General features: G+C 65.1%; 15 protein-coding genes. 13 read left to right on the top strand and 2 right to left on the bottom strand.

Annotation, left to right across the window (positions count from 1 at the left end; genetic code table 11):
- The first annotated feature begins 16 nt into the window (after positions 1-16).
- The 4 genes from sufB (at position 17) to ACW5IY_RS05360 (ending at position 4846) form a co-directional block, all read left to right on the top strand.
- On the top strand, positions 17-1492 hold the full coding sequence (sufB, locus tag ACW5IY_RS05375) for a Fe-S cluster assembly protein SufB (RefSeq protein ID WP_049434499.1): 1476 nt from the start codon (positions 17-19) through the stop codon (positions 1490-1492).
- Between the two features lie 74 nt (positions 1493-1566).
- Positions 1567-2331, top strand: coding sequence for a Fe-S cluster assembly ATPase SufC (gene sufC / locus ACW5IY_RS05370; RefSeq protein WP_019337095.1), 765 nt, complete (start codon positions 1567-1569; stop codon positions 2329-2331).
- Positions 2331-3593, top strand: coding sequence for a Fe-S cluster assembly protein SufD (gene sufD / locus ACW5IY_RS05365; protein WP_049486716.1), 1263 nt, complete (start codon positions 2331-2333; stop codon positions 3591-3593). The genes sufC and sufD overlap by 1 nt, the downstream gene beginning before the upstream one ends.
- On the top strand, positions 3590-4846 hold the full coding sequence (locus ACW5IY_RS05360) for a cysteine desulfurase (protein WP_049434497.1): 1257 nt from the start codon (positions 3590-3592) through the stop codon (positions 4844-4846). Before sufD ends, ACW5IY_RS05360 begins: the two co-directional genes overlap by 4 nt.
- A gap of 888 nt (positions 4847-5734) precedes the next feature.
- On the opposite strand, the gene ACW5IY_RS05355 is transcribed toward ACW5IY_RS05360, so the two are convergent.
- Together ACW5IY_RS05355 and ACW5IY_RS05350 are read right to left on the bottom strand one after the other, a co-directional pair.
- Entirely contained in the window at positions 5735-6691 is a 957-nt protein-coding gene (locus ACW5IY_RS05355; protein WP_100049970.1) for an RHS repeat domain-containing protein, read from the bottom strand.
- A 3-nt stretch (positions 6692-6694) separates the two neighbouring features.
- Complete coding sequence (locus tag ACW5IY_RS05350; RefSeq protein ID WP_049434496.1) at positions 6695-12013, bottom strand: RHS repeat domain-containing protein; 5319 nt, start codon at positions 12011-12013, stop codon at positions 6695-6697.
- Between the two features lie 241 nt (positions 12014-12254).
- Between ACW5IY_RS05350 and ACW5IY_RS05345 the strand changes: the two genes are divergently transcribed.
- The 9 genes from ACW5IY_RS05345 (at position 12255) to ACW5IY_RS05305 (ending at position 21636) form a co-directional block, all read left to right on the top strand.
- Positions 12255-12794, top strand: a complete 540-nt coding sequence (locus tag ACW5IY_RS05345) for a GNAT family N-acetyltransferase (protein WP_049434494.1) — start codon at positions 12255-12257, stop codon at positions 12792-12794.
- The gene (locus tag ACW5IY_RS05340) at positions 12791-13123 is read left to right on the top strand and encodes a non-heme iron oxygenase ferredoxin subunit (protein WP_005412525.1); all 333 of its coding nucleotides are present in this window, start codon (positions 12791-12793) and stop codon (positions 13121-13123) included. The genes ACW5IY_RS05345 and ACW5IY_RS05340 overlap by 4 nt, the downstream gene beginning before the upstream one ends.
- Before the next feature lie 203 nt (positions 13124-13326).
- On the top strand, positions 13327-13731 hold the full coding sequence (locus ACW5IY_RS05335; RefSeq protein ID WP_049413398.1) for a hypothetical protein: 405 nt from the start codon (positions 13327-13329) through the stop codon (positions 13729-13731).
- 150 nt (positions 13732-13881) lie between these two features.
- Entirely contained in the window at positions 13882-16182 is a 2301-nt protein-coding gene (locus ACW5IY_RS05330) for a TonB-dependent receptor (protein ID WP_049434671.1), read from the top strand.
- A gap of 68 nt (positions 16183-16250) precedes the next feature.
- Positions 16251-16970 carry a tetratricopeptide repeat protein gene (locus ACW5IY_RS05325; RefSeq protein WP_049434491.1) on the top strand — a complete coding sequence of 240 codons (720 nt, stop codon included), beginning with the start codon at positions 16251-16253 and terminating at the stop codon, positions 16968-16970.
- A gap of 10 nt (positions 16971-16980) precedes the next feature.
- Positions 16981-17658: a Fe2+-dependent dioxygenase gene (locus ACW5IY_RS05320; RefSeq protein WP_049434489.1), complete on the top strand. Its 678-nt coding sequence runs from the start codon at positions 16981-16983 to the stop codon at positions 17656-17658.
- A gap of 164 nt (positions 17659-17822) precedes the next feature.
- A complete protein-coding gene (locus ACW5IY_RS05315) occupies positions 17823-18224 on the top strand; it encodes a hypothetical protein (RefSeq protein WP_049434487.1) in 402 nt (133 codons plus the stop codon).
- Between the two features lie 146 nt (positions 18225-18370).
- Positions 18371-20791, top strand: coding sequence for a TonB-dependent receptor domain-containing protein (locus tag ACW5IY_RS05310; protein WP_049434485.1), 2421 nt, complete (start codon positions 18371-18373; stop codon positions 20789-20791).
- 206 nt (positions 20792-20997) lie between these two features.
- Entirely contained in the window at positions 20998-21636 is a 639-nt protein-coding gene (locus ACW5IY_RS05305) for a PepSY-associated TM helix domain-containing protein (protein WP_049434483.1), read from the top strand.
- Positions 21637-21660: the final 24 nt, after the last annotated feature.

Below are 21660 nucleotides of genomic sequence, written 5' to 3'. Positions count from 1 at the left end.
CCGTAGGCAGCCCCCCATGGCCACCGAAACCATCGAAAACGTCGCCCACGACGACACCCCCAACCGCGAGATCCACGAGCAGCTCGGCCGCAAGTATTCGGCCGGCTTCATCACCGAGATCGAATCGGACTCCCTGCCGCCGGGCCTGGACGAGGACACCATCCGTGCCCTGTCGGCCAAGAAGGATGAGCCGGAGTGGATGACGCAGTGGCGCCTGGACGCCTACCGCCACTTCCTGACCATGCCGATGCCGGACTGGGCCAAGCTGGAGATCGCGCCGATCGACCTGCAGGCGCTCAGCTACTACTCCGCGCCGAAGGGCCCGAAGTACGCCTCGCTGGATGACGTGCCCAAGGAGCTGCTGGACACCTACGACAAGCTGGGCGTGCCGCTGCACGAGCGCGCCAAGCTGGCCGGCGTGGCGGTGGATGCGGTGTTCGACTCGGTGTCGGTCGGTACCACCTTCCGCAAGGAACTGGCCGAGAAGGGCATCATCTTCTGCTCGATGTCCGAGGCCATCAAGGAACACCCGGAGCTGGTGCGCCAGTACCTGGGCACCGTGGTGCCGGTGGGTGACAACTACTTCGCCGCGCTCAACTCGGCGGTGTTCTCCGATGGCAGCTTCGTGTTCATTCCCAAGGGCGTGCGCTGCCCGATGGAGCTGAGCACCTACTTCCGCATCAACGCCGGCCACACCGGCCAGTTCGAGCGTACCCTGATCGTGTGCGAGGACAAGGCCTACGTGTCCTACCTGGAAGGCTGCACCGCGCCGATGCGCGACGAGAACCAGCTGCACGCCGCAGTGGTCGAGCTGGTCGCGCTGGAAGACGCGGAGATCAAGTACTCCACCGTGCAGAACTGGTACCCGGGCGACGAGAACGGCGTCGGCGGCATCTACAACTTCGTCACCAAGCGTGCCGAATGCCGTGGCGCGCGCAGCAAGGTCACCTGGACCCAGGTCGAGACCGGTTCGGCGATCACCTGGAAGTACCCGTCCTGCGTGCTGCTGGGCGACGATTCGGTGGGCGAGTTCCACTCGGTGGCGCTCACACACCACCGCCAGCAGGCCGACACCGGCACCAAGATGATCCACATCGGCAAGCGCACCAAGAGCAAGATCGTCAGCAAGGGCATCAGCGCCGGCCGCGGCCAGAACACCTACCGCGGCCTGGTGCGGGTGGACCGCAACGCCGATGGCGCGCGCAACTACACCCAGTGCGATTCGCTGCTGATCGGCAAGCAGTGCGGCGCCCACACCTTCCCCTACATCGAGGTGAAGAACCCGGGCGCCACCGTCGAGCACGAGGCCACCACCTCCAAGATCTCCGACGACCAGCTGTTCTATTGCCGCGCCCGTGGCATCAGCCAGGAAGACGCGGTGTCGATGATCGTCGACGGCTTCTGCAAGCAGGTGTTCCGCGAACTGCCGATGGAGTTCGCGGTGGAAGCCAAGAAGCTGCTGGAAGTCTCGCTGGAAGGTTCGGTGGGCTGACCGCCCGCCCCTGCCCCTCGCAAACGCATTCTCTTTACCGGCGGGCCGCGGCCCGCCCCACGGAAATCCCCACCATGCTGAAGATCGAAAACCTCCACGCCCGCATCGGCGACAAGGAAATCCTCAAGGGCCTGTCGCTGGACGTCCAGCCGGGCCAGGTGCACGCCATCATGGGCCCGAACGGCGCCGGCAAGTCCACCCTGGGCAATGTCCTGGCCGGCCGCGACGGCTACGAAGTGACCGAAGGCAGCGTGCAGTTCGACGGCGTCGACCTGCTGGAGCAGGACCCGGAAGCGCGCGCCGCTGCCGGCCTGTTCCTGGCGTTCCAGTACCCGGTGGAGATCCCGGGCGTGAACAACACCTACTTCCTGCGCGCGGCACTGAACGCCCAGCGCAAGGCACGCGGTGAGGAGGAACTCGATTCCATGCAGTTCCTCAAGCTGGTGCGCCAGAAGCTGGCCGTGCTGCACCTGAAGGACGAACTGCTGCACCGTGGCGTCAACGAAGGCTTCTCCGGTGGCGAGAAGAAGCGCAACGAGATCTTCCAGCTGGCCGTGCTGGAACCGAAGCTGGCGATCCTGGACGAAACCGACTCGGGCCTGGACATCGATGCACTGAAGAGCGTGGCCGATGGTGTCAACGCACTGCGCGCTGCTGATCGCTCGTTCCTGGTCATCACCCACTACCAGCGCCTGCTGGACTACATCAAGCCGGACGTGGTGCACGTGCTGGCCGATGGCCGCATCGTCAAAAGTGGCGGCCCGGAGCTGGCACTGGAACTGGAAGCGCACGGCTATGATTTCCTGAAGGACCGGGTCGTGCCCGAGGCGGCGGTCTGATGAGCGCCCTGCTTGATTCGATGGCCCAGGCCTTCTGCGGCAGCGATGCGCGCCGCGAAGTGCTGGATGCGGCCCTGCGCGACGGCCTGCCGGCCGCCCGCAACGAAGCCTGGAAGTACACCTCGCTGCGCCAGCTGGAACGCCGTGCGTTCGCTGCGGCACCGCTGCAGGGCCCGGCGCTGGATGCCGCGCTGCTGGAGGACATCCCGGCACCGCGCCTGGTGTTCGTCAACGGCCGCCTGGACGCCGCGCTGAGCGACGTGCAGGCCCTGCCGGCCGGCGTGCAGCTGCAGCCGCTGTCGGCCGCACTGGCCGCTGGCGAAGACGCCGTGCGTTTCCTCGGCCGCCGCTACGAGCGCAGCGAAGAGATCTTCGCCCGCCTCAATGCCGCCCTGGCCGATGAAGGCGTAGTGCTGCGCGTGGATGAAGGCGTGCAGGTCGAGGCACCGCTGCAGCTGGTGTTCGCCAGCGTCGCCGGCGACACCGACCTGGCCTGGCATCATCGCCACCTGATCGAACTGCGTGCCGGCGCCAGCCTGGGCGTAGTCGAGCACCGCTTCAGCGTGGGCGACTCCGCCCACCTGGACAACACCGTGCTGCATGCCCATGTCGCCCGTGATGCCGTGCTCAAGCACGCCCGCGTGCAGGCCGGCAGCGCGCGCCAGACCAGCTTCCTGCGCACCGACGCCGTGCTGGCCCGCGATGCGCAGTACCACCGCGTCGACCTGGAACTGGGCGCCGCGCTCAGCCGCCACGAACTGAACGTACGCCTGGAAGGCGACAACGCCCAGCTGACCGCCAACGGCGTGCTGCTTGGCAATGGCCGCCGCCACGTCGAAACCCGCCTGGGCATCGACCACATCGCACGCGATACCGCCTGCGAACTGCTGTGGCGCGGCGTCGCCGCCAACCGCAGCCGCGTGGTGTTCCATGGTGGCATCCAGATCCGCGAAGGCGCCGATGGCACCGACGCGAACCTGTCCAACAAGAACCTGCTGCTGTCGGCCGATGCCGAGATCGACACCCAGCCGACGCTGGTGATCGACGCCGATGAAGTGAAGGCCGCGCACGGCGCGACCGTCGGCCAGCTCGACGCCAATGCGCTGTTCTACCTGCGTTCGCGCGGCCTGCCGCAGGCACAGGCGCAGGCACTGCTCAGTGCCGCGTTCTGCCACGAACCGCTGAAGATCCTGCCGGACGCACTGCGTGCGCAGCTGGCACGCCGTCTGGACAAGGCGTTGGCCGAGGCAGGTGTGGCATGAACCTGTCTACGCCGCGCCCGATCGAAAGCCCCAGCGGTGCCCCCGACTGGGATCGCGTCCGCCTCGACTTCCCGCTGCTGATGCGTGAAGTGCATGGCAAGCCGCTGGTCTATTTCGACAATGCCAACACCGGCCAGAAGCCGGTGCAGGTGATCGGCGCGGTGGACGAGTTCTACCGCCGCTACAACGCCAACGTCAGCCGCGCGGTGCATGCACTGGGCAGCGAAGCCACCGACGCCTACGAAGGCGCACGCAACACGCTGGCGCGCTTCCTCAACGTGCGCCCCAGCGACCTGGTGCTGTGCAGCGGCACCACCTTCGCCATCAACCTGGTGGCCTACTCGTGGGCGCTGCCTCGACTGAAGGCCGGCGACGTGATCCTGATCACGCGCATGGAGCACCACGCCAACATCGTGCCGTGGCAGCTGGTCGCGCAGCGTACCGGCGCCACCATCCGCGTAGCCGAGATCACGCCTGACGGCGCACTCGATCTGGATGCGCTGCGCGCGGCGATGACCCCGGAGGTCAAGCTGCTGGCCGTCACCCACGTCTCCAACGTTCTGGGCACGGTCAACCCGGTGCGCGAGATCTGCCGCGAAGCGCGCAAGCGCGGCATCATCACCGTGGTCGATGGCTCGCAGGCGGTGCCGCACCGCAAGGTCGACGTCGCCGCGATCGGCTGCGACTTCTACGCGATCACCGGCCACAAGATGTGCGGCCCGACCGGCACCGGCGCCTTGTGGGCGCGCCGCGAGCATCTGGATGCGATGCCGCCGTTCCTCGGTGGCGGCGAGATGATCAAGGAAGTCAGCTTCGACGGCACCGTGTTCAACGATGCCCCGCACAAGTTCGAGGCAGGCACCCCGAACATCGCCGGTTTCATTGGCCTGGGCGTGGCGGCGGACTATCTGCAGAACGTCGGCTTGGACCACGTGGAAGCGCGCGAAGCCGAGCTGCTGGCGCACTTCACCGAAGAGCTGCGCCGGGTCGATGGCCTGCGCATCATCGGCGAAGCGCCGGAGAAGGCTGCGGTGGTCTCGTTCCTGATCGACGGTGCGCATGCCCATGATTTGGCGACCCTACTCGACCTGGAAGGCGTGGCCGTGCGCTCGGGCCAGCACTGCGCACACCCGCTGCTGCAGTACTTCGGCGTCGCGGCTACCTGCCGCGCCTCGTTGGCGTTCTACAACACGCATGCCGAGATCGAGCGGTTCATGACGGCGTTGGCGAAGGTGCGCAAGCTGCTGGGCTGAAGATTCGCCAGAACCTGGGAAGTATGAAAACGCCGCAGGAAACTGCGGCGTTTTTTATTGCGCGCTGGACGCAAGCAAGCAGATGTGTAACCGGGAAACGCTGAGTGATGCCAGGAACGGGCAATCTCACCGTAATGCCGATCCATCCACCATCAACGGCCTTGAGGCACCGTCTTCTACATGCCAACAAGCATGGATACCCCGAAGGCAATCAAGAAGACGTACATCATCACGACGCCCCTCAACACCCACCGTCCCCCCTGATGGAGCGTCTTCCCTTTGGAAGTAAGGGCAAGCACTGCAATACCGCGCAAGCACCTAAGCCACCAATCAACCTTGATGATTCCGACTGCAGCGAGTACTTCCGGCCGTTCACGCTCGATTTTCAGCAACATCCTGTGAGCCGCAAATGCGTTTACCCACATAGCGCCTAGAATGAAGGTAGAGCAGACAGGATAGCTCTCAATAATGACTGTCACTTAGCCCCTACCGGAAGAAAAATGCGAGCCTCATTCAACCTTAATTACCAGTCCATACCGACGGACACGAACAACTCTCGCGAGAACACCCTTGATCACTGATAACCCAGTTCAGCGACGACAGCCTTGCAGCTCGAATCCAAATCAACGTGAAATGATTTAAGCTCTTCTGAGGGCAACCTGCCCTTGTCGTCACGATGCATTACTGCATATCCCCGAAGCGGCCCCTCCTTACCCTCGGGAACAATGTCGTAGAGATCTCTGCCCCACCCCCGCGAGGCCTTCACGTAGTCAGCTATTACCGACATACATGCATCAACATGCCCGCCCTCCTTTACCTCTCGTGCCGAACAACCCGCAGTTGCGACAAGGCACAGCATTGAACCAAGCGTCAGCCTATAAATTATCATTAGCGACCTCCCGGAATGGGGATGAACTCATAACCCTCATGCCCCCGAATCATACCGGGGACTCCCTGCTGTAATTGATAGTCGTAGTCATACCCGTTTGTACCAGGGAAATAACCCTCTGCCCTTGTATTTGGATGCGTATGAAAATATCCCTTTACTATACATCCGCATTCGAATTCAGAAGGCTTTCCAGTGGATTCCATTGACATTCTGTCCCTGGTTCCCGCGGGCGACCTTACCAACTCATGGCCTTCCTCTCCCACAAACTGGACGATCCATCCGCCGTTCTCTCGCTTCAGAGACCCAGACTCCCCTCTGCGAACGGCCGGGGCGAACGGGTTCGAATCATTCCAAGCGCTCTCCATCTGCCCCTTTACTTTAGGATCTCGGGTCCATTCAGGATCGGATGCCCGCGGCTCTCGCCCATAGCTTCCATTCGAACCTGATGCAGCATTCGCAGCTCCCAGAGTTCCCATACGGCTACCTGGAGCGACCATCCCATTCTTTATTTTGCTTCCCACCACTGCGGATCTCCTCTGGCTTTTCTCTTCAGACGCACGCCCGTCCGGGTCCACAAATCTGTAGGGGCTATTGTTACCGTAGAAGTAGCGTCCAAACATTGAGCTCGATGCAGAAATTGGGTCCACACTAAGAAACACACCCAGCCCCGAGTCGTAATACCGCTGCTGCATATAGCTCAGCCCGGTCCCCGAGTCCGTCACATGCCCCGTATATCCCGGTCCATCCTTCAACGGCCGGTTGACCACCGTCCCATACGGCTCATACACCGTACGCTCGATGACGTTTCCGCTGGCATCGGTGATCGCCACCGGTGAACCCAGTGCATCAGTGTGGATGTACTCGACGACTTCCTGTGCGACCGCCGGAGCCACACAGGCCGCCAGCACCACCAGCGTGAGCACCGCCCGAATCAACAGCGAACAGAGTCCATTCATGGCTTAGTCCCAATTCAATACGCCGCGGGTGACGGGGAAGTCTGCGGACCATGCCGAACAGCCACCGGCGTTGCAGGCCCTGACAATGTAGAGACTGGCGCAGTAGGTCCCGCCGCTCGACTGCACGTAGGTATTGGGGCCGGTGTACAGGCGCCGTCCAGCTCCGGAAGGCTCAAGCTGATACTCCGTTGCCCCCGGAACCGCGCGCCAGCCGACGCTGCATTGCACCTGATAAGGCGCCTTGCGCGTGCTGAGCCACTCGGCCACGTAGATCTGAGTGGCCGCGGGAGGAAGCACCACGGAGACATTGGCGATGCCCGAGTAGGGACTGCACCCCGCGAAATTGCATGCCCTCACGCGATAGGCGTAGCTGCCATTGCCACGGCTGGCACCAAAGCTGTTCCCGCCGCCGTTATGCACCACCGTCCAGCCACCACCGTTGGCACTCTCCTCCAGCACGAAGCTCTCGCTGTTGGCCGGCACCGACCAGCTCAGGCTGTACTGCGGCACGTTCACCAGGCCCGGCGCGCTGATCACCGGCTCGATCGTCGGCGGTCCGATCACCGCTACCGTCGACGTGGCCGACCACGGTCCGCAGCCTGCGCCATTGCAGGCGGCAACCCGATAGCCATAGCTGCCGACCCCGCGCGCAGCGGTGGCATAGGAACCCGCGTTGCCGTCGAACAGCGTGACCCATCCGCCACCATTGCTGCTTTCCTGCAGGGTGTAGCGCGTGGCACCAGCCACCCCGTTCCAGCCAATGCCGATACTGCCCGGCGCAGCGCGTGCCGGCGCAGAGAGACCTGGCGCAGTGGCAGGCGGATACACCACCGTCACTGCGGCCGTGGCGCTGTATCCCGTGCATCCCACCGGGTTACATGCGCGAACCCGGTAGTTGTAGCTTCCCGCTGCCTTGCCACTGAAGGCCTTGGACTGACTGATGGCGTTGTGCACCTGGGCCCATGCGCCACCATTGGCGCTTTCCTCCAGCTCATAGCGCTCGGCACCGGAAGCCGCAGACCAAGCCACGTTGTAGCTGCCGTTGAAGGCCGTGGCAGGCAGGTTCAAGGTCGGCACAGTGGATGGCGCCAATGCCACGGCCACTGATGCGACATTGCTCCATCCGCCGCACACCGCCCGGCAGCCGCGCACGCGGAACTGATAGGTTCCCGTGACCAGGCCGGTGCTGGTGAACGATTGCGCCGCGCCATCAAAGACCGTGCTCCAGGTGCCCGCAAGGGCACGCTGCAGCTCATAGCGGTTGGCACCACCGGCCGGGCTCCAGGTCAGGTTCACGCTGCCCTGGGTGATGTAGCCCGGCGCACTCAGCGCGGGAACGCTGGGTGCGGCTTCGCCATGCACCTGGGACACCAGGCTGCCTGACAGGTAGAGATAGTCGGTCTGTTTGCCGGTACGTTCGTTGCGCTGGAATCGCAGCACACCGCCGTTGTCGTAGAACGAGTAGATTGCCCCCTTGCCACTGGCGCTGGCCTTCACCCGGCGCCCGTGGGCGTCATACTCGTAGCTCTCTGCTGTACCCGCCGCACGCAGCCGGTTGCCGTAGTCAAACGCGAAAGCCTGGCCATTGCGCACCGAAAGATTGCCCTGCACGTCATAGCCAAGACCGGTCACGGTTGCCCCGGTTCCGGTTTCGATCACGTTGACCAACCGATTCGTCGGATCGAAATAGTGCGTACGATCGCGGCTGCCGACCTTCGCACGGCGCAGGTTGTCCAGCGCGTCATACTCATACAAGGCGTTGCCGAAGCCCGGTGCAGTGACCGTCCGCAACCGGTCCAGGCCGTCATAGGTCATGTCCCGGTTACCGGGCGCCCCGGGCAGGCCATCGGAAATGGCCATCACATTGCCGCCGGCATCGTAGTCGTAGCTGTCATCCAGCACTGCGGCCGCTGCAGTGGCATCGCGGCTGCGGTCAGGCAGTCCGCGGGCATTCTGGGTCAACGTGTGCACGATCCCGTTGCCATAGACAAAGCGGGCCAACGCGCCATTGGCAAAGTAACTGGCCTCCTTTGCATAGCCGCCGACCGTCGTCGCCCGACCCAGTGCATCCGGCGCATAGCTGACGACACGCCCCCCCGGATAGGTATTGCTCGCCAGTGTGCCGTTGGCATCGTAGCCATAGGCCAGGCTCAGGCTTCCCAGATCCGGATGCTGCAGGGTTTCGCCGCTGAGCAGGCGGCGGCGGTTGTACTGGTAGCGGTTGACGACCATCGGCCGGGCCGGGTCGTTCTGCGTACTGATCTCGGCAGGCAGACCATCAGGCGCGTAGGACCAGTTCTGATTTCCGCGCCCATCCGGGAAGATCAGGGTCGACAAGCGGTTGGCAGCATCGTAACTGCGCTTCACCGCACGTCCACTGGCCAGCGCTTCACTGCGGTTGCAGTCGGTGGTGCTGGTCAAACCCGTGCCAGCCGCCGACCACAGCACGTTGCCTGCCGCGTCGTAGTCCTGCACGGTCGCGCCGGTTTCCGGTTCGATGGTCTTGCATAGCTGCTGGTAGCCGTCATAGACGTAGCGGCGGGTCAGCGACTGGCTGCCGTCTGCACTGCGGCGGGTGATCGCCAGCGGCTTGCCCAACGTGTCTCGCTGGATCTCGGTCACCACGCCTTCCGGATGCTGCAGCGTCAGCGGCATCTCATAGCTGGGCTGGTCGTAGGCAAGATGACGGGTCGTCGTGGCCTGGCCGCGTGGATTGGTCACCTTCACCGACAGATTGCCCACGTACTCCGTGCGGGTAACCAGTGCCCCCAGCTCGGACGATTGACTGACCACGGTGGGGCGGCCCAACGCGTCGTACTGCGTCGTGGTGCCGGTCAGGGTGGCATTGATATCGGAGAACTGCCGCGTGGGATACGAGGCAAACACAGTCTTGCCGCTGGTGTCGTAGCGGGTCACCACGGCGCTGTCCAGCACGTTGTTGGCGTTTTCGGTCACCAGCACCGGGCGGAACATCGCATCCAGGTAGGTATCCGTGCGCCGCCCGCCCTGCGTGCGGGAGTGCTTCCACGCACCGGCGGGCACCCCCAGCTGCGCGCCACCCAGCCGCTGCAGGTCCATGGTTACGCCATTCCAGTTCACGCTGTCGCCGCCAGGGAACTGCTGGCTGCGCAGCCTGCCCATGCTGTCGTAGCTGAAGCTGGTGGTTGCGCCGGTTTCGTCGGTCAGCGAGGTGATCCAACCGTTGTCGTCGACGGCAACCGTGCGCACCGCGCCATTGGGCGCTTCGGGCGTGGCCGGCATGCGCAGCTGCTGCGGAACGCCACGCTTCCATCCCGACAGATGGCTGGTATTGCCGCGGCCATCGGCCACCGAGGCAACCGTGCCGTCGGCTGCGTAGGTCACCTGCTGCGCCAGGCGGCCGAATGCATAGACGCGTAACGGCAGTGCTTTGGCCGTATCGAATTCGGTGCGCGACTGCTCGATGCCATTGAGCACACTGCGCGCCGCCTGGCCGTTCACCCACAGCGCGGGATTGTCGTAGTAGCTGGTGCTGCTGGTGCGACTCTGGCCGGCGGAATTCGCTTCGACAACGGTGACTTCGCGCGCAAATGCATCAAAGGCCTGCACGGTGCGGGTGAACTGCACGCCATCCTGTTCCACAACGGTGGATTGGACGGGGCGGTTGTAATGGGCCTTGAGATCGTTGGCACCGTACTTGAAGTCCTTGCCGGCCTCCTTCGGGAAGGGCGCCGCATCCAGCTGGGCATCCGGATAGTAGTTGTTGCGGTCAATGCGCACGACCGCGCCGCCCGATCGCGTTGTCGTGGACAACAACAGGCCATCGTTGTAGGCAACTTCCTTGCCGAACTCATAGACGCGAACGACACCATCGGGCAGCGTTTCGGTGGTGATCTTCGGCTCTGCCTGGCCCACCGGGATTACTGGACCGCCCAGGTCCTGGGCGAAAGCACCGTTGAGATTGGTGTATTGATAAGTCCACTGTGCAGTGGGCATGCCCGGACCGCTGATGGTCTTGGTCACCAGCGACATTGCGTCACGGTAGACCGGCGTGTAGTTCCAGCCGTCGGCAAACAGGTGATTGTCGCCAGAGGTCTGGCAATCCAGCTTTACATTCTTGCGCCCGTGGCGGAACGGGCGGAACAGGAACGTTCCCAGCGCACCCGACGGATGCTGGATGCTCAGGGTGATCTCGCTGGGCACGATCTTGTTGACGCGCGAGCATGTGGCCGGGTAGTCCATGTACTCCCAGATGCTCTGCCCGATGTAGTCGGCATACTTGTGGGTGACTGACAGCGGCGGCAGGTTGTAGACCCATTGGGTTCCGTCCGGCAGCGTCACTGTCCGCAGGATATCGGCCTCCGTGTACCCGTAAGTCCAGGTGCGCCCTGCAGCGGTTGCGGACGCGATCAGTCCTTTCGCGTTGTAGCCCAGGCTGATCTCGCGGCCATCGTTGGCAACCATGCGCAACAGCCGGTCGCCACTCCACTCGTAGCGCACCCAGTTGCCGAAGCGATCCACAACCTGCGATGGGTACAGGAACACACGCTTTCGATTCAGCAGTGCATTGCTTTCTGGCCCGTAGGGTTGCAGCGTTGCACCGTTGTGGGGCTTGGCGACCATCCAGTCGAAGTAGTACTTGGTACCGTCGGGCGCATGACCAAGGAAGCCTTGTCCCGGCTGTCCGCTCTTCAGGGCGGTCAGGCAACTGAACGTCCAGCCGCCCTTGGTATTCCAAGGCGCCGGTTCGCCAAACTGTGGCTGCGGCTGGCGCGCATCACCGCTGCCTCCCAGGACCGGCTCACCACCACCGCCTGGCAGGGAAAGGCGCACGCCATCCCAGAATGTAGTGGGACTGAAATTGACGGTCTGGGTTTGGCGACGGTTCCAGACCTCCAGCGCTGGGGGCGCCGCCACCGTACTGCAGCGCGCAGCAGGCGCCCAGTAGCCGACAGCAGCGGTCTCCGGCAGATCACCATAGACGCCGGACATGGACGGAATATCCAGATCCCAATCCGAGAATGGGCTCTCACTACTGCCATCGCCATCGCGGTAGCTGCGGCCCAAGGTCATCGCCAGGCTGCCATTGCCCGGAATCGAAACATCCGTGGCCTTGAAGCTGATCGAACCGTCATAGAGGTTGACCTGCTCGCCGAAGATCTCGCCCTTCAGCGGCTCGACAAGGTCCCCGTACTTCAGTCGCTTGTCGTACTCCTGCCGCCAGGTGGGAACGATCTGGGCGGAAACGCCGACCGGTGCCAGCACGCACAGGGCAACGACACCGAGAAGCAGACCCTTGGCAGCCATTGCGGCGCGCGGATGAGAAATGAGGCCAGACTGCATGCAGATCCTCCCTGGATCGACGTCCCTGTGTGCCCCACCTGCGCCGAACGGCAGTTGGCCTTCGACCAGGCGGCACCCACGCCGGCAGACAGCCACGCGTTGCTTCACGGTGGGCGGGTGCTGGTCACAGATATGAACGAATAATGAATATGGCGTCAAGTCCACGCATTGGCCAAACTCGGCAAAGTCACGTCAACCAGCAGCCTCCCGCGCCCTTCCCCGCCCCACATAGAATGTCCCCATGAGCACCCTGACCTTCCGCGCCGCCACGTCGGCCGACATCCCCGCCCTCATTGCCCTCGTCACCTCGGCCTACCGGGGTGACGCCAGCCGCGTCGGCTGGACCACCGAAGCCGACCTGCTGGACGGTGCCCGCATCGACGCCGAGGGCATCCAGGCCGACCTGGACCGCCCGCGCTCCACCATCCTGCTGGCCGAGCGCGGGGACCAGCTGGTGGCCTGCGCCCACGTCGCCGATGTCGACGGCAAGGGCTACTTCGGCATGTTCTCGGTCGACCCGGCCCAGCAGGGTGGCGGCGTCGGCAAGCAGCTGATGGACGCTGCCGAAGCGCACGCCGCACGCGAATGGAACGTGCCGGTGATGCAGATGACGGTGATCGACGTGCGCGACGAGCTGATCGCCTTCTACGAGCGTCGCGGCTACAGCCGCACCGGCATCAAGAAGCCGTTCCCGTATGGCGACGAGCGTTTTGGCATTCCCAAGCGCGACGACCTGCGCTTCGAGATCCTGGAAAAGCCGCTGGCCGGAGCCGCCGCGTGAGCGAGGCCTGGACCTTTGTCTGTGCCGGCAACGAGCTGCTGCCGGGTGAAATGAAGAGCGTGTTCGACGAGGTGACCGGCACGCCGATCGTGGTGTTCAACCTCGACGGCGAGCTGTACGCCCTGGAAGACCAGTGCACGCATGAAGAGTTCGAGCTGTCCTCGGGCGAATTCAACACCACCGAAGGCAGTGTGGAGTGCGTACTGCACGGCGCGCGCTTCGACGTGCGTGACGGCCGCGCCCTGTGTGCGCCCGCCTACAGCCCTGTGCCCAAGTTCCCGGTGAAGCGCGAACACGACGCCGTCTGGACCCGCGACGACCGGGATTGAGGCGGCGCCCCGCCCGGAGAGATCATTCACAGGGCGCCCCGCCAGAGAGCATCCACCCATGGGGTGGATCTACCGGAAGGCCATGAGGACCCTCCCAGGGCGCCCCGGGGTCGCCTCGGGGGGGCGCCACGTCCCGTACATGCGAATCATTATCGTTGATGTTATTCTACGTAACATCTTCGTAACGACTCGGCCCCCGCGCCATGGCTTCGCCCGCGCCCACCGCCACGCTGTGCCAGCTTGCCCGTCAAGGGTGGCCGCTGCTTGTGGTCGTGCTGCTGACGCTGCTGCTGGGCTGGTCGGCATTGCACGAAGGGCGCGGCAACAACCCGGCTGCCCACGGCTGGCAGGCACACGCTGATGATCTGCAGCAGGTCATGCCGATGCCGGCCCCGCCGGCGGACGAGTGCCCGCACCCTGCCGCGCCAGCACCGGAGCCGCCGCTGGATGGCGAGGGCACCACGCCCTGTACCGGACTGGCTCCCCCGCGCGCCGTCCTGGTCGCGCATGTTCCGCTATGGCGCTCCAACGCCCTGCGCTGGCAGCTGCACGATCCCGCACTGCGGTTGAACCCCGGCCACGCACCGCCCGCACCGCACGCCAGCTGAGGCGCCCTGCGGCTTTTGCCGTGCGCCTGTTTACGTTTCCTGCCAGCCGAGCGTCGGCTCGGCTCTACAGATACCGCCTTCTACATGCCGTCGCGCTGCCTGCGCTTCGGCCCGCGCCCTTTTCTGATCCAAGCCACCGCCACCCAGACCATGACCCACATCACGTCTCGCAAGCACGCCCCGCGCGTTTCCCTGCTCGCTACCGCCACCCTGGCCGCCGGCTTCGCACCGCTGGCCGCACAGGCCGCCGACAGCGCCGATGCCAGCTCCCGCAACGCCACCGACCTGGACAAGGTGCAGGTGCGCGGCAGCTGGTTCAATCCGTCCTCGCCGAAGTTCACCGCCGAGCTGCTGGACACCCCGAAGTCGGTGTCGATCGTGTCGGAGAAGCTGATCGCCGAAACCGGTGCGACCAACCTACAGGATGCGCTGCGCATGGTCCCGGGTATCACCTTCGGTGCCGGCGAAGGCGGCAACCCGACCGGTGACCGCCCGTTCATCCGTGGCTTCGATTCGCAGAGCAACGTCTTCGTCGACGGCCTGCGCGACGTCGGCTCGCAGACCCGCGAGATCTTCGACCTGGAGCAGGTGGAAGTGGTCAAGGGCCCGAGCTCGGCCTACGGCGGCCGTGACTCCGGTGGTGGCAGCCTGAACCTGGTGAGCAAGACGCCGAAGCTGAAGAACGAGACCAGCGCCAGCATGGGCATCGGCACCGACAGCTACGCGCGCGGCACCGTGGACGCCAACTACGTGCTGGGCGATGGCATCGCCGCCCGCCTGAACCTGATGAAGCACGCGTCGGACATCGCCGGTCGTGATGCGGCCAATGTCAGCCGTTGGGGCATCGCGCCGTCGATCGCGTTCGGCCTGAACGGCCCGGCGCAGCTGATCGCGAGCCACTACCACATGCAGAGTGATGACCTGCCCGATGCGGGTGGTTTCCCGTACAACAACCCGTTCACCAACGGCCCGAACGTGGCCAAGAACGGCGACGGCCGCCCGATGGTGCCGGACCGCAACAACTACTACGGCCTGGTCGACCGTGATTTCCAGCGTACCCGCGCCGATATCAGCACCCTGGACGCCAGCTACGATTTCGGTGGCCACAAGCTGCGCAACATCGCGCGCCTGGGCAACACCAGCAACGACTACCTGTGGACCCAGCCGGACGACAGCAAGGGCAACCCGAACAACTACGGCACCCTGTGGCGCCGCACCAACAGCCGCGCCGTCGACGTCAAGAGCTTCGCGGACCAGCTGGGCCTGACCGGCGCCTTCCAGACCGGCGCGCTCAAGCACAGCTACAGCGCCGGTGTGGAATACAGCGACGAGAAGATGACCCGTGGCAGCTACCAGATGACGCCGGGCACCGCCAACCCGCTGGAACCCCTCGCTGCCAACAGTTCGCGATGCACGGTGTCCGGTGCCGCTACCGGTTACAACTGCACCGACTTCAACAATCCGAACCCGAACGATCCGTGGGCGGCCGGTCAGACTGTCTACCGCAGCAACAAGGCGCTGGACGTTGAACAGCGCACCAAGACCAAGTCCGCCTACCTGTTCGACACCATCGAGCTCAATGCACAGTGGAGCTTCAACGTCGGCCTGCGTTATGACGACTACTCCACCACCCTGCTCACTCCGGGCAGCACCACTCCCCGCCTGCGCAACGACAACGACTTCGTGAACTACCAGGCCGGCGTAGTGTTCAAGCCGGTGGCCAACGGCAGCATCTACCTGTCCTGGGGCACCTCCTCGACCCCGCCGGGCATGGACGGTGGCGATGGCTCCGACGGCCTGACCGGGCTGGTGGCCGACCTCAAGCCGCAGGACACCAGGAACCTCGAACTCGGCACCAAGTGGGACCTGCTCGACAACCGCCTGAACCTGACCGCCGCGATCTTCCACACCGTGATGAACAACGCACGCGTGACCGTCGACAACGGCACCAGCCAGAACGCCGGCAAGAAGGAGATCAACGGCTTCGAGCTGGGCTTCAACGGCCAGCTGACCGACGCCTGGAGCCTGTACGGCGGCTACACCTACCTGGATTCGGAACTGAAGGACAACGGCTTTGTCTGCGCCGTTTCCGGCCGCACCTGCCCGAGCGGTATTTACGTGCCGTCGCCGAACAACGGCAACGTGTTCCCGAACACCGCCAAGCACAGCGCCAACCTGTGGACCACCTACCGCTTCCCGATCGGCCTGACCATCGGCGCTGGTGCGTTCTACTCGGACAAGCAGTACGGTGACGTTGCCAACATCAAGTGGATTGCCAGCTACACCCGCTTCGACGCGATGGCCAGCTACGCGATCCAGGACAACATCAGCCTGCAGCTCAACGTGCAGAACCTGACCGACAAGACCTACTTCACCAAAGCCTATGCCTCGCACTACGCGAGCATCGCCCCGGGTCGCTCGGCCACCCTGGCACTGAACGTGAAGTTCTGATGTAACTCCGCTCCACCACGGCGGCAGGCTCTCCTGCCGCCGTTTTTGTTTCCGGCGATACTCACCCCATGGCGACCCTTACCCCCATCGACAGCGACGCCCTGGCCGAGCTGCTGCAGCACGATCCGCAGGCTGCCTTCGCGCGCGTGCGCGACGCTGCGCAGGCCGGGCAGGTCGAGGCACAACTGCTGCTCGCGCAGATGCACATGGAAGGCAAAGGCACCGCGCAGGACGCCTCGGCGGCACTGCTCTGGTACGAAACCGCCGCCAACAACGGCGCGCCGATGGCGATGAACATGCTTGGCCGCTGCCACGAACTGGGCCAGGGCACCGCGCCCGACCCGGCGCTGGCTGCGGTGTGGTACCGCCGCGCCGCCGATAGCGGGCTGGACTGGGGCCTGTACAACCTGGCCAACCTGCTGGCCACCGGCCGCGGCGTGACCCAGGACCGCGCGCAGGCACTGGCCCTGTATACCCGTGCCGCACACCTGGGCCATGCCAAATCGATGAACCTGCTGGCCCGCCACCTCGAAGATGGCCTGGAGATCGAGCGCGATCCGCAGGCCGCCCTGGGCTGGTACCGGCGCGCGGCCGAGACCGGCGATTTCCGCGGCCAGGCCAACTACGCCTCGATCCTGCTGCAGGCCGGCCAGATCGAGCAGGCCGTGCACTGGCTGCGGCTTGCACTGGCACACGGCAGCCCGGCGTTCATGGCGCACATCGTCCCGGAACTGGCCGCATCGCCGCATCCACAGGTGCGCGCCCTGGTCGCACCGCCGTCCCTCTGAGGAGTCCCGCATGCTGCTGCACATCCCCGACATTCTCAGCGCCGACCAGGTGGCCGACTTCCGCCGCCGGCTGGATGCCGCCGACTGGACCGATGGCCGCGAGACGGTCGGCCATCTGGGCGCACAGGCCAAGCACAACCAGCAGCTGCCCGAGGCCTCACCGCTGCGCCGCGAACTGGGCGAGATCGTCCTCGTCGCATTGGCCCGGCACCCGCTGTTCTTCAGCGCCGCGCTGCCGCTGAAATACCTGCCGCCACGCTTCAACCGCTACAGCGGTGGCGGCACCTATGGTTTCCACGTCGACGGCGCGGTGATGAACCTGGCCAACGGCGAACAGCTGCGTTCGGACATCTCCTGCACCCTGTTCCTGTCGGCGCCGGACGAGTACGAGGGCGGCGAACTGATCATCAGCGACACTTACGGCGAGCATGAAGTGAAGCTGCCGGCGGGCGACCTGATCGTGTATCCGTCCAGCAGCCTGCACCAAGTGCGGCCGGTGACCCGAGGTGCGCGCGTGGCCTCGTTCTTCTGGGTGCAGAGCATGATCCGCGATGATGTGCAGCGCCGCCTGCTGTGGGAAATGGACGGCTCGATCGAGCGCCTGCGGCAGACCGGCGGCGACGCCGAAGCGGTACTGCAGCTGACCGGCGTGTACCACAACCTGCTGCGGCGCTGGAGCGAAGTCTGAGCCCCATCTGGCCAGCCTGCGACATTTTGGCAATCATTCTCATTTGCAACAGCTAACGGCTCTCATTACAATCACGCCCCGTTGATGCCGGCCGCTGCCGGCAGACCCCTGGGGACCCCTGCTTGCTGCGCCCGCTTCGCCCTCGCCCACTCATTCATCGCAAGATGGGCACCGCCATGCGTGGCCAGCGTCCTGCGCTGGCCAGCCTGCTGGCGTGGGTGGCGATGCTGGCCTTGCTGCTGGGTACTCTGCCACTGCTGCCACACGGGCAAGCCGGAATGGCCGTGCAGATGCCGCTGGAAGAACGCGGTGGCGAAGCGCCCCTGCAGGAAGAGGCCCCGGCCAAGCTGCGTCGCTGTGCTGCAGCTCCGGTGAAATCAGCCGAGAAGGCTCCCCCGCCGCTGCTGCTGGCCAGCCAGTGGCTGCGTACCGAACGTGAACTCGTACCCGCCACGCCGGCCATGCCCGGTGTGCGCCCGGACTGGCCGCTGGCCGCTCCGGACACGCCCTGGGCCGACGCGCCCGGGCGCCGCCAGCAACGCGGCCAGGCGCCGCCGCTCGCCTGATTCACGGCCCCGCGTGACCGCCTGCGCGGTCGCGTCAGCGCGCCGCTGCCTGCTTCATCCCTGCCGCCCCTGACCGGGCCTCCCCGTGCATGCCGCGCCATTCGCGCCTGGCATTGCATCACCCTGCATCCTTCGAGGTTACTGCCATGGCCCAGCGCCATCGTGTCCGTTCGTCCCTGTCCCGTACCCTGCTGACCAGCGCCGTGCTGGCGGCCATGACCGCCCCTGCCTTCGCCCACGGTGACGCTTCCGGCGCGCCGCAGACGCTGGACAAGGTGGTGGTCACCGCCTCCGGCTTCGAGCAGAAGGTGGTCGATGCACCGGCCAGCATCAGCGTGGTCAGTCGCGAAGAACTCAGCAAGCGCCCCTACACCAACCTGGTCGACGCGCTGCGCGACGTCGAAGGTATCGATGTCGGCCTGGAAGCCAGCGACAAGAACGGTCGTGCCACCATCTCCATGCGCGGCCTGCCGTCAGAGTACACCCTGGTGCTGATCGACGGCCGTCGCCAGAGCAATGTCGGCCAGCTGTATCCGAACAACTTCGGTGGCGGCCAGTTCGCCTACCTGCCGCCGCTGGATGCGATCGAACGCATCGAAGTGGTGCGCGGCCCGATGTCCACGCTGTACGGCTCGGATGCGATGGGTGGCGTCATCAACATCATCACCCGACGCAACCAGGACAGCTGGCACGGCGCCGTGACCCAGGGCTTCACCGTGCAGCAGGATGACCAGTTCGGTGATGCACGCACCACCGACCTGTACCTCAGCGGCCCGCTGCTGAAGGACCGCCTCAGCCTGGCGGTGCGCGGCAGCTACTACGACGCCAAAGCCTCCAATCCGGAGTGGGATGCACTGACCCTGCCCGACGGCAGCCTGTGGGAGCGCAGCATCGGCTTCGGCGGCGGTGGCAAGTCGGTGGCCAACACCAACTGGAACACCGGCGTACGCCTGGACTTCCGCGTCAACGATGACCACGAACTGTGGCTGGACTACGACGTGTCGCGGCAGAAGTACGACAACAGCGCAGGCCAGACCGGCACCCTGGACAGCCTGGCCAGCCTGTGGCGCGTCGGCAACGCGGTCATCCCCAACCCGAACGGCAGCGGCACCGTCACCCGCCGCGTGGTGCAGCCGCGCGTGGGCTACACCGCCTACCAGCGCTACGAGCGCGATCAGTTGTCGTTGACCCACCAGGGCCGTTACAGCTTCGGCACCTGGCAGACCTCGCTGACCCACAGCAAGAGCAGCAACCTCGGCCGCTCGCTGCCGCTGACCCTGGATGAGCGTGCCAACCTGCAGACGCTGTGGAATGACGTCTGCCGTCGCACCGGCGCTTCCAACAACTGCGCGGCCGGCCGTGGCAATGCGCTGACCGCACTCAATCCCAGCGAAATGGCGCGCCTGCAGGCGTTCCTGCCGCGCCCGCTGCGCACCATGGAACTGGAAGGCTACGTGCTCGACACGATGCTCGACCTCGACTTCGGCGCGCACAAGCTGACCGTCGGCGGCCAGTACAACGACACCGACATGATCGATGGCGTGTTCGGCATGGATGGCGCCGGTTATCGCAGCAACACCAAGCAGAAGCACCGCATGTGGGCGCTGTTCGCCGAGGACAACTGGGCGTTGACCGATAGCCTCACCGCCACCTTCGGCCTGCGCTACGACGACCACAACGTGTTCGGCAGCCACGTCAGCCCGCGCGGCTACCTGGTGTGGAACGCCAGCGACGCGTGGACCTTCAAGGGTGGTGTCAGCACCGGCTACAAGACCCCGCGTCCGGACCAGCTGTTCCCGGGCATCACCGGCTTCGGTGGCCAGGGCGTGCTGCCGCTGGTGGGCTCACCCAATCTGAAGCCGGAGACCAGCACCAACTACGAGCTGGCCGCCTACTACGAAGGCCAGCGCTGGGGCTTCAATGTCACCGGCTTCTTCAACAAGTTCGAAGACAAGATCGCCAGCGGCGGCACGTTCCCGAACTGCGAAGTGGCGCCGGCCGGCAGCGGTTACTGCGTGGACATCGGTCCGGGTTGGGCAACGCTGGGCTACAGCACCTTCACCCAGAGCGTGAACATCGACAAGGCCGAGACCCGCGGTGCCGAGCTGGCCGGTCATGTCGACCTGCTCGACACCCTGCAGTTGCGCGGCAACTACACCTGGACCAAGAGCGAGCAGACCAGCGGCCCCGACAAGGGACGCCCGATCGCAGGCACCACGCCGGCAAAGCACATGGCCAACGCCAGCCTCAACTGGCAGATCAATGACGCGGTCAGCGTGTCGCTGATTGGCGAGGGCCGCTACGACCGCTATCGCGACACGCTCATCGACAGTGCCGGCACCCGCCACGTGCGCTATTACGAGGACTACACGATCTTCCATCTCGGCGGCAGCTGGAAGGCCACGCCGTGGCTGACGGTCAACGCACGGGTCAACAACCTGTTCGACAAGGACTTCGTCTCGCAGTCGTGCCTGCTGCTCAATCCCAGTGAGTTCAGCTGCGTGGACGACTACGCGACCAAGGACCAGCGCCGCAGCTACTGGATCTCGCTCAACGCGAAGTTCTGATCGCCGCGCACCGCCTTGGTGGGTGCCAACCTTGGTCGGCACCGCTTCATCCACGCATGGCGTGGATCTACCGACCCGCGGTAGCGGTAGTGCCTGCCGCTGGCCGGCAGCCGATAACCCCCCTCCGGGATACAGAACGACACGCAATTGCGAGCTATTCTCATCAATGATGTAATGGGCAGTCCCCGTCCGCCTCGAACCGTGCCGTGAGCCGTCCTGCCTCTTCCACCGTGCAGCAGCAACAGAACCGTGGCTTCTGGCTGCGGACGCTGCACCAGTGGCACTGGATCAGCTCGGCGGTGTGCCTGATCGGCATGCTGCTGTTCGCGGTGACCGGCCTGACCCTCAACCACGCCGCGAAGATCGAAGCCAAACCCCAGGTGCAGAACCAGCATCTGGAACTGCCGGCCGCGCTACTGGGCCAGCTGGGCGCGCGCGAGGACGGCAACGCGCCGATTCCGCGCCCGGCCCGGCACTGGCTGGACGCCCAGCTGGGGATCGCCATCGGCGGGCGCCCGGCCGAATGGTCGCCCGAAGAGATCTACCTGTCGCTGCCGCGCCCCGGTGGCGACGCCTGGCTGAGCATCGATCGCGAGACCGGCGCAGTGGAGTACGAATCGACCTCCCGTGGTGCAGTGTCCTACCTCAACGACCTGCACAAGGGCCGCAACGCGGGCCCGGCGTGGGGCTGGTTCCTGGACCTGTTCGCCGTGGCCTGCCTGGTGTTCTGCATCACCGGCCTGTTCCTGCTGCACCTGCATGCGCGGCAGCGGCGCATGACCTGGCCGCTGGTCGGCCTCGGCCTGATGATCCCACTGCTGATCGCCCTGCTGCTGATCCACTGACTTTCCTTCGTTTCCGGAGCCGCC

The organism is Stenotrophomonas sp. C-A, from assembly GCF_054030835.1.
Note: the sequence above shows the minus strand (reverse complement) of the source record. Positions and strands in the feature narration are given on the sequence as shown.

Coding starts and splice junctions, on each gene's coding strand:
- sufB (WP_049434499.1), top strand. CDS start 17: ATGGCCACCGAAACCATCGAAAACGTCGCCCACGACGACACCCCCAAC.
- sufC (WP_019337095.1), top strand. CDS start 1,567: ATGCTGAAGATCGAAAACCTCCACGCCCGCATCGGCGACAAGGAAATC.
- sufD (WP_049486716.1), top strand. CDS start 2,331: ATGAGCGCCCTGCTTGATTCGATGGCCCAGGCCTTCTGCGGCAGCGAT.
- ACW5IY_RS05360 (WP_049434497.1), top strand. CDS start 3,590: ATGAACCTGTCTACGCCGCGCCCGATCGAAAGCCCCAGCGGTGCCCCC.
- ACW5IY_RS05355 (WP_100049970.1), bottom strand. CDS start 6,691: ATGAATGGACTCTGTTCGCTGTTGATTCGGGCGGTGCTCACGCTGGTG.
- ACW5IY_RS05350 (WP_049434496.1), bottom strand. CDS start 12,013: ATGCAGTCTGGCCTCATTTCTCATCCGCGCGCCGCAATGGCTGCCAAG.
- ACW5IY_RS05345 (WP_049434494.1), top strand. CDS start 12,255: ATGAGCACCCTGACCTTCCGCGCCGCCACGTCGGCCGACATCCCCGCC.
- ACW5IY_RS05335 (WP_049413398.1), top strand. CDS start 13,327: ATGGCTTCGCCCGCGCCCACCGCCACGCTGTGCCAGCTTGCCCGTCAA.
- ACW5IY_RS05330 (WP_049434671.1), top strand. CDS start 13,882: ATGACCCACATCACGTCTCGCAAGCACGCCCCGCGCGTTTCCCTGCTC.
- ACW5IY_RS05325 (WP_049434491.1), top strand. CDS start 16,251: ATGGCGACCCTTACCCCCATCGACAGCGACGCCCTGGCCGAGCTGCTG.
- ACW5IY_RS05320 (WP_049434489.1), top strand. CDS start 16,981: ATGCTGCTGCACATCCCCGACATTCTCAGCGCCGACCAGGTGGCCGAC.
- ACW5IY_RS05315 (WP_049434487.1), top strand. CDS start 17,823: ATGGGCACCGCCATGCGTGGCCAGCGTCCTGCGCTGGCCAGCCTGCTG.
- ACW5IY_RS05310 (WP_049434485.1), top strand. CDS start 18,371: ATGGCCCAGCGCCATCGTGTCCGTTCGTCCCTGTCCCGTACCCTGCTG.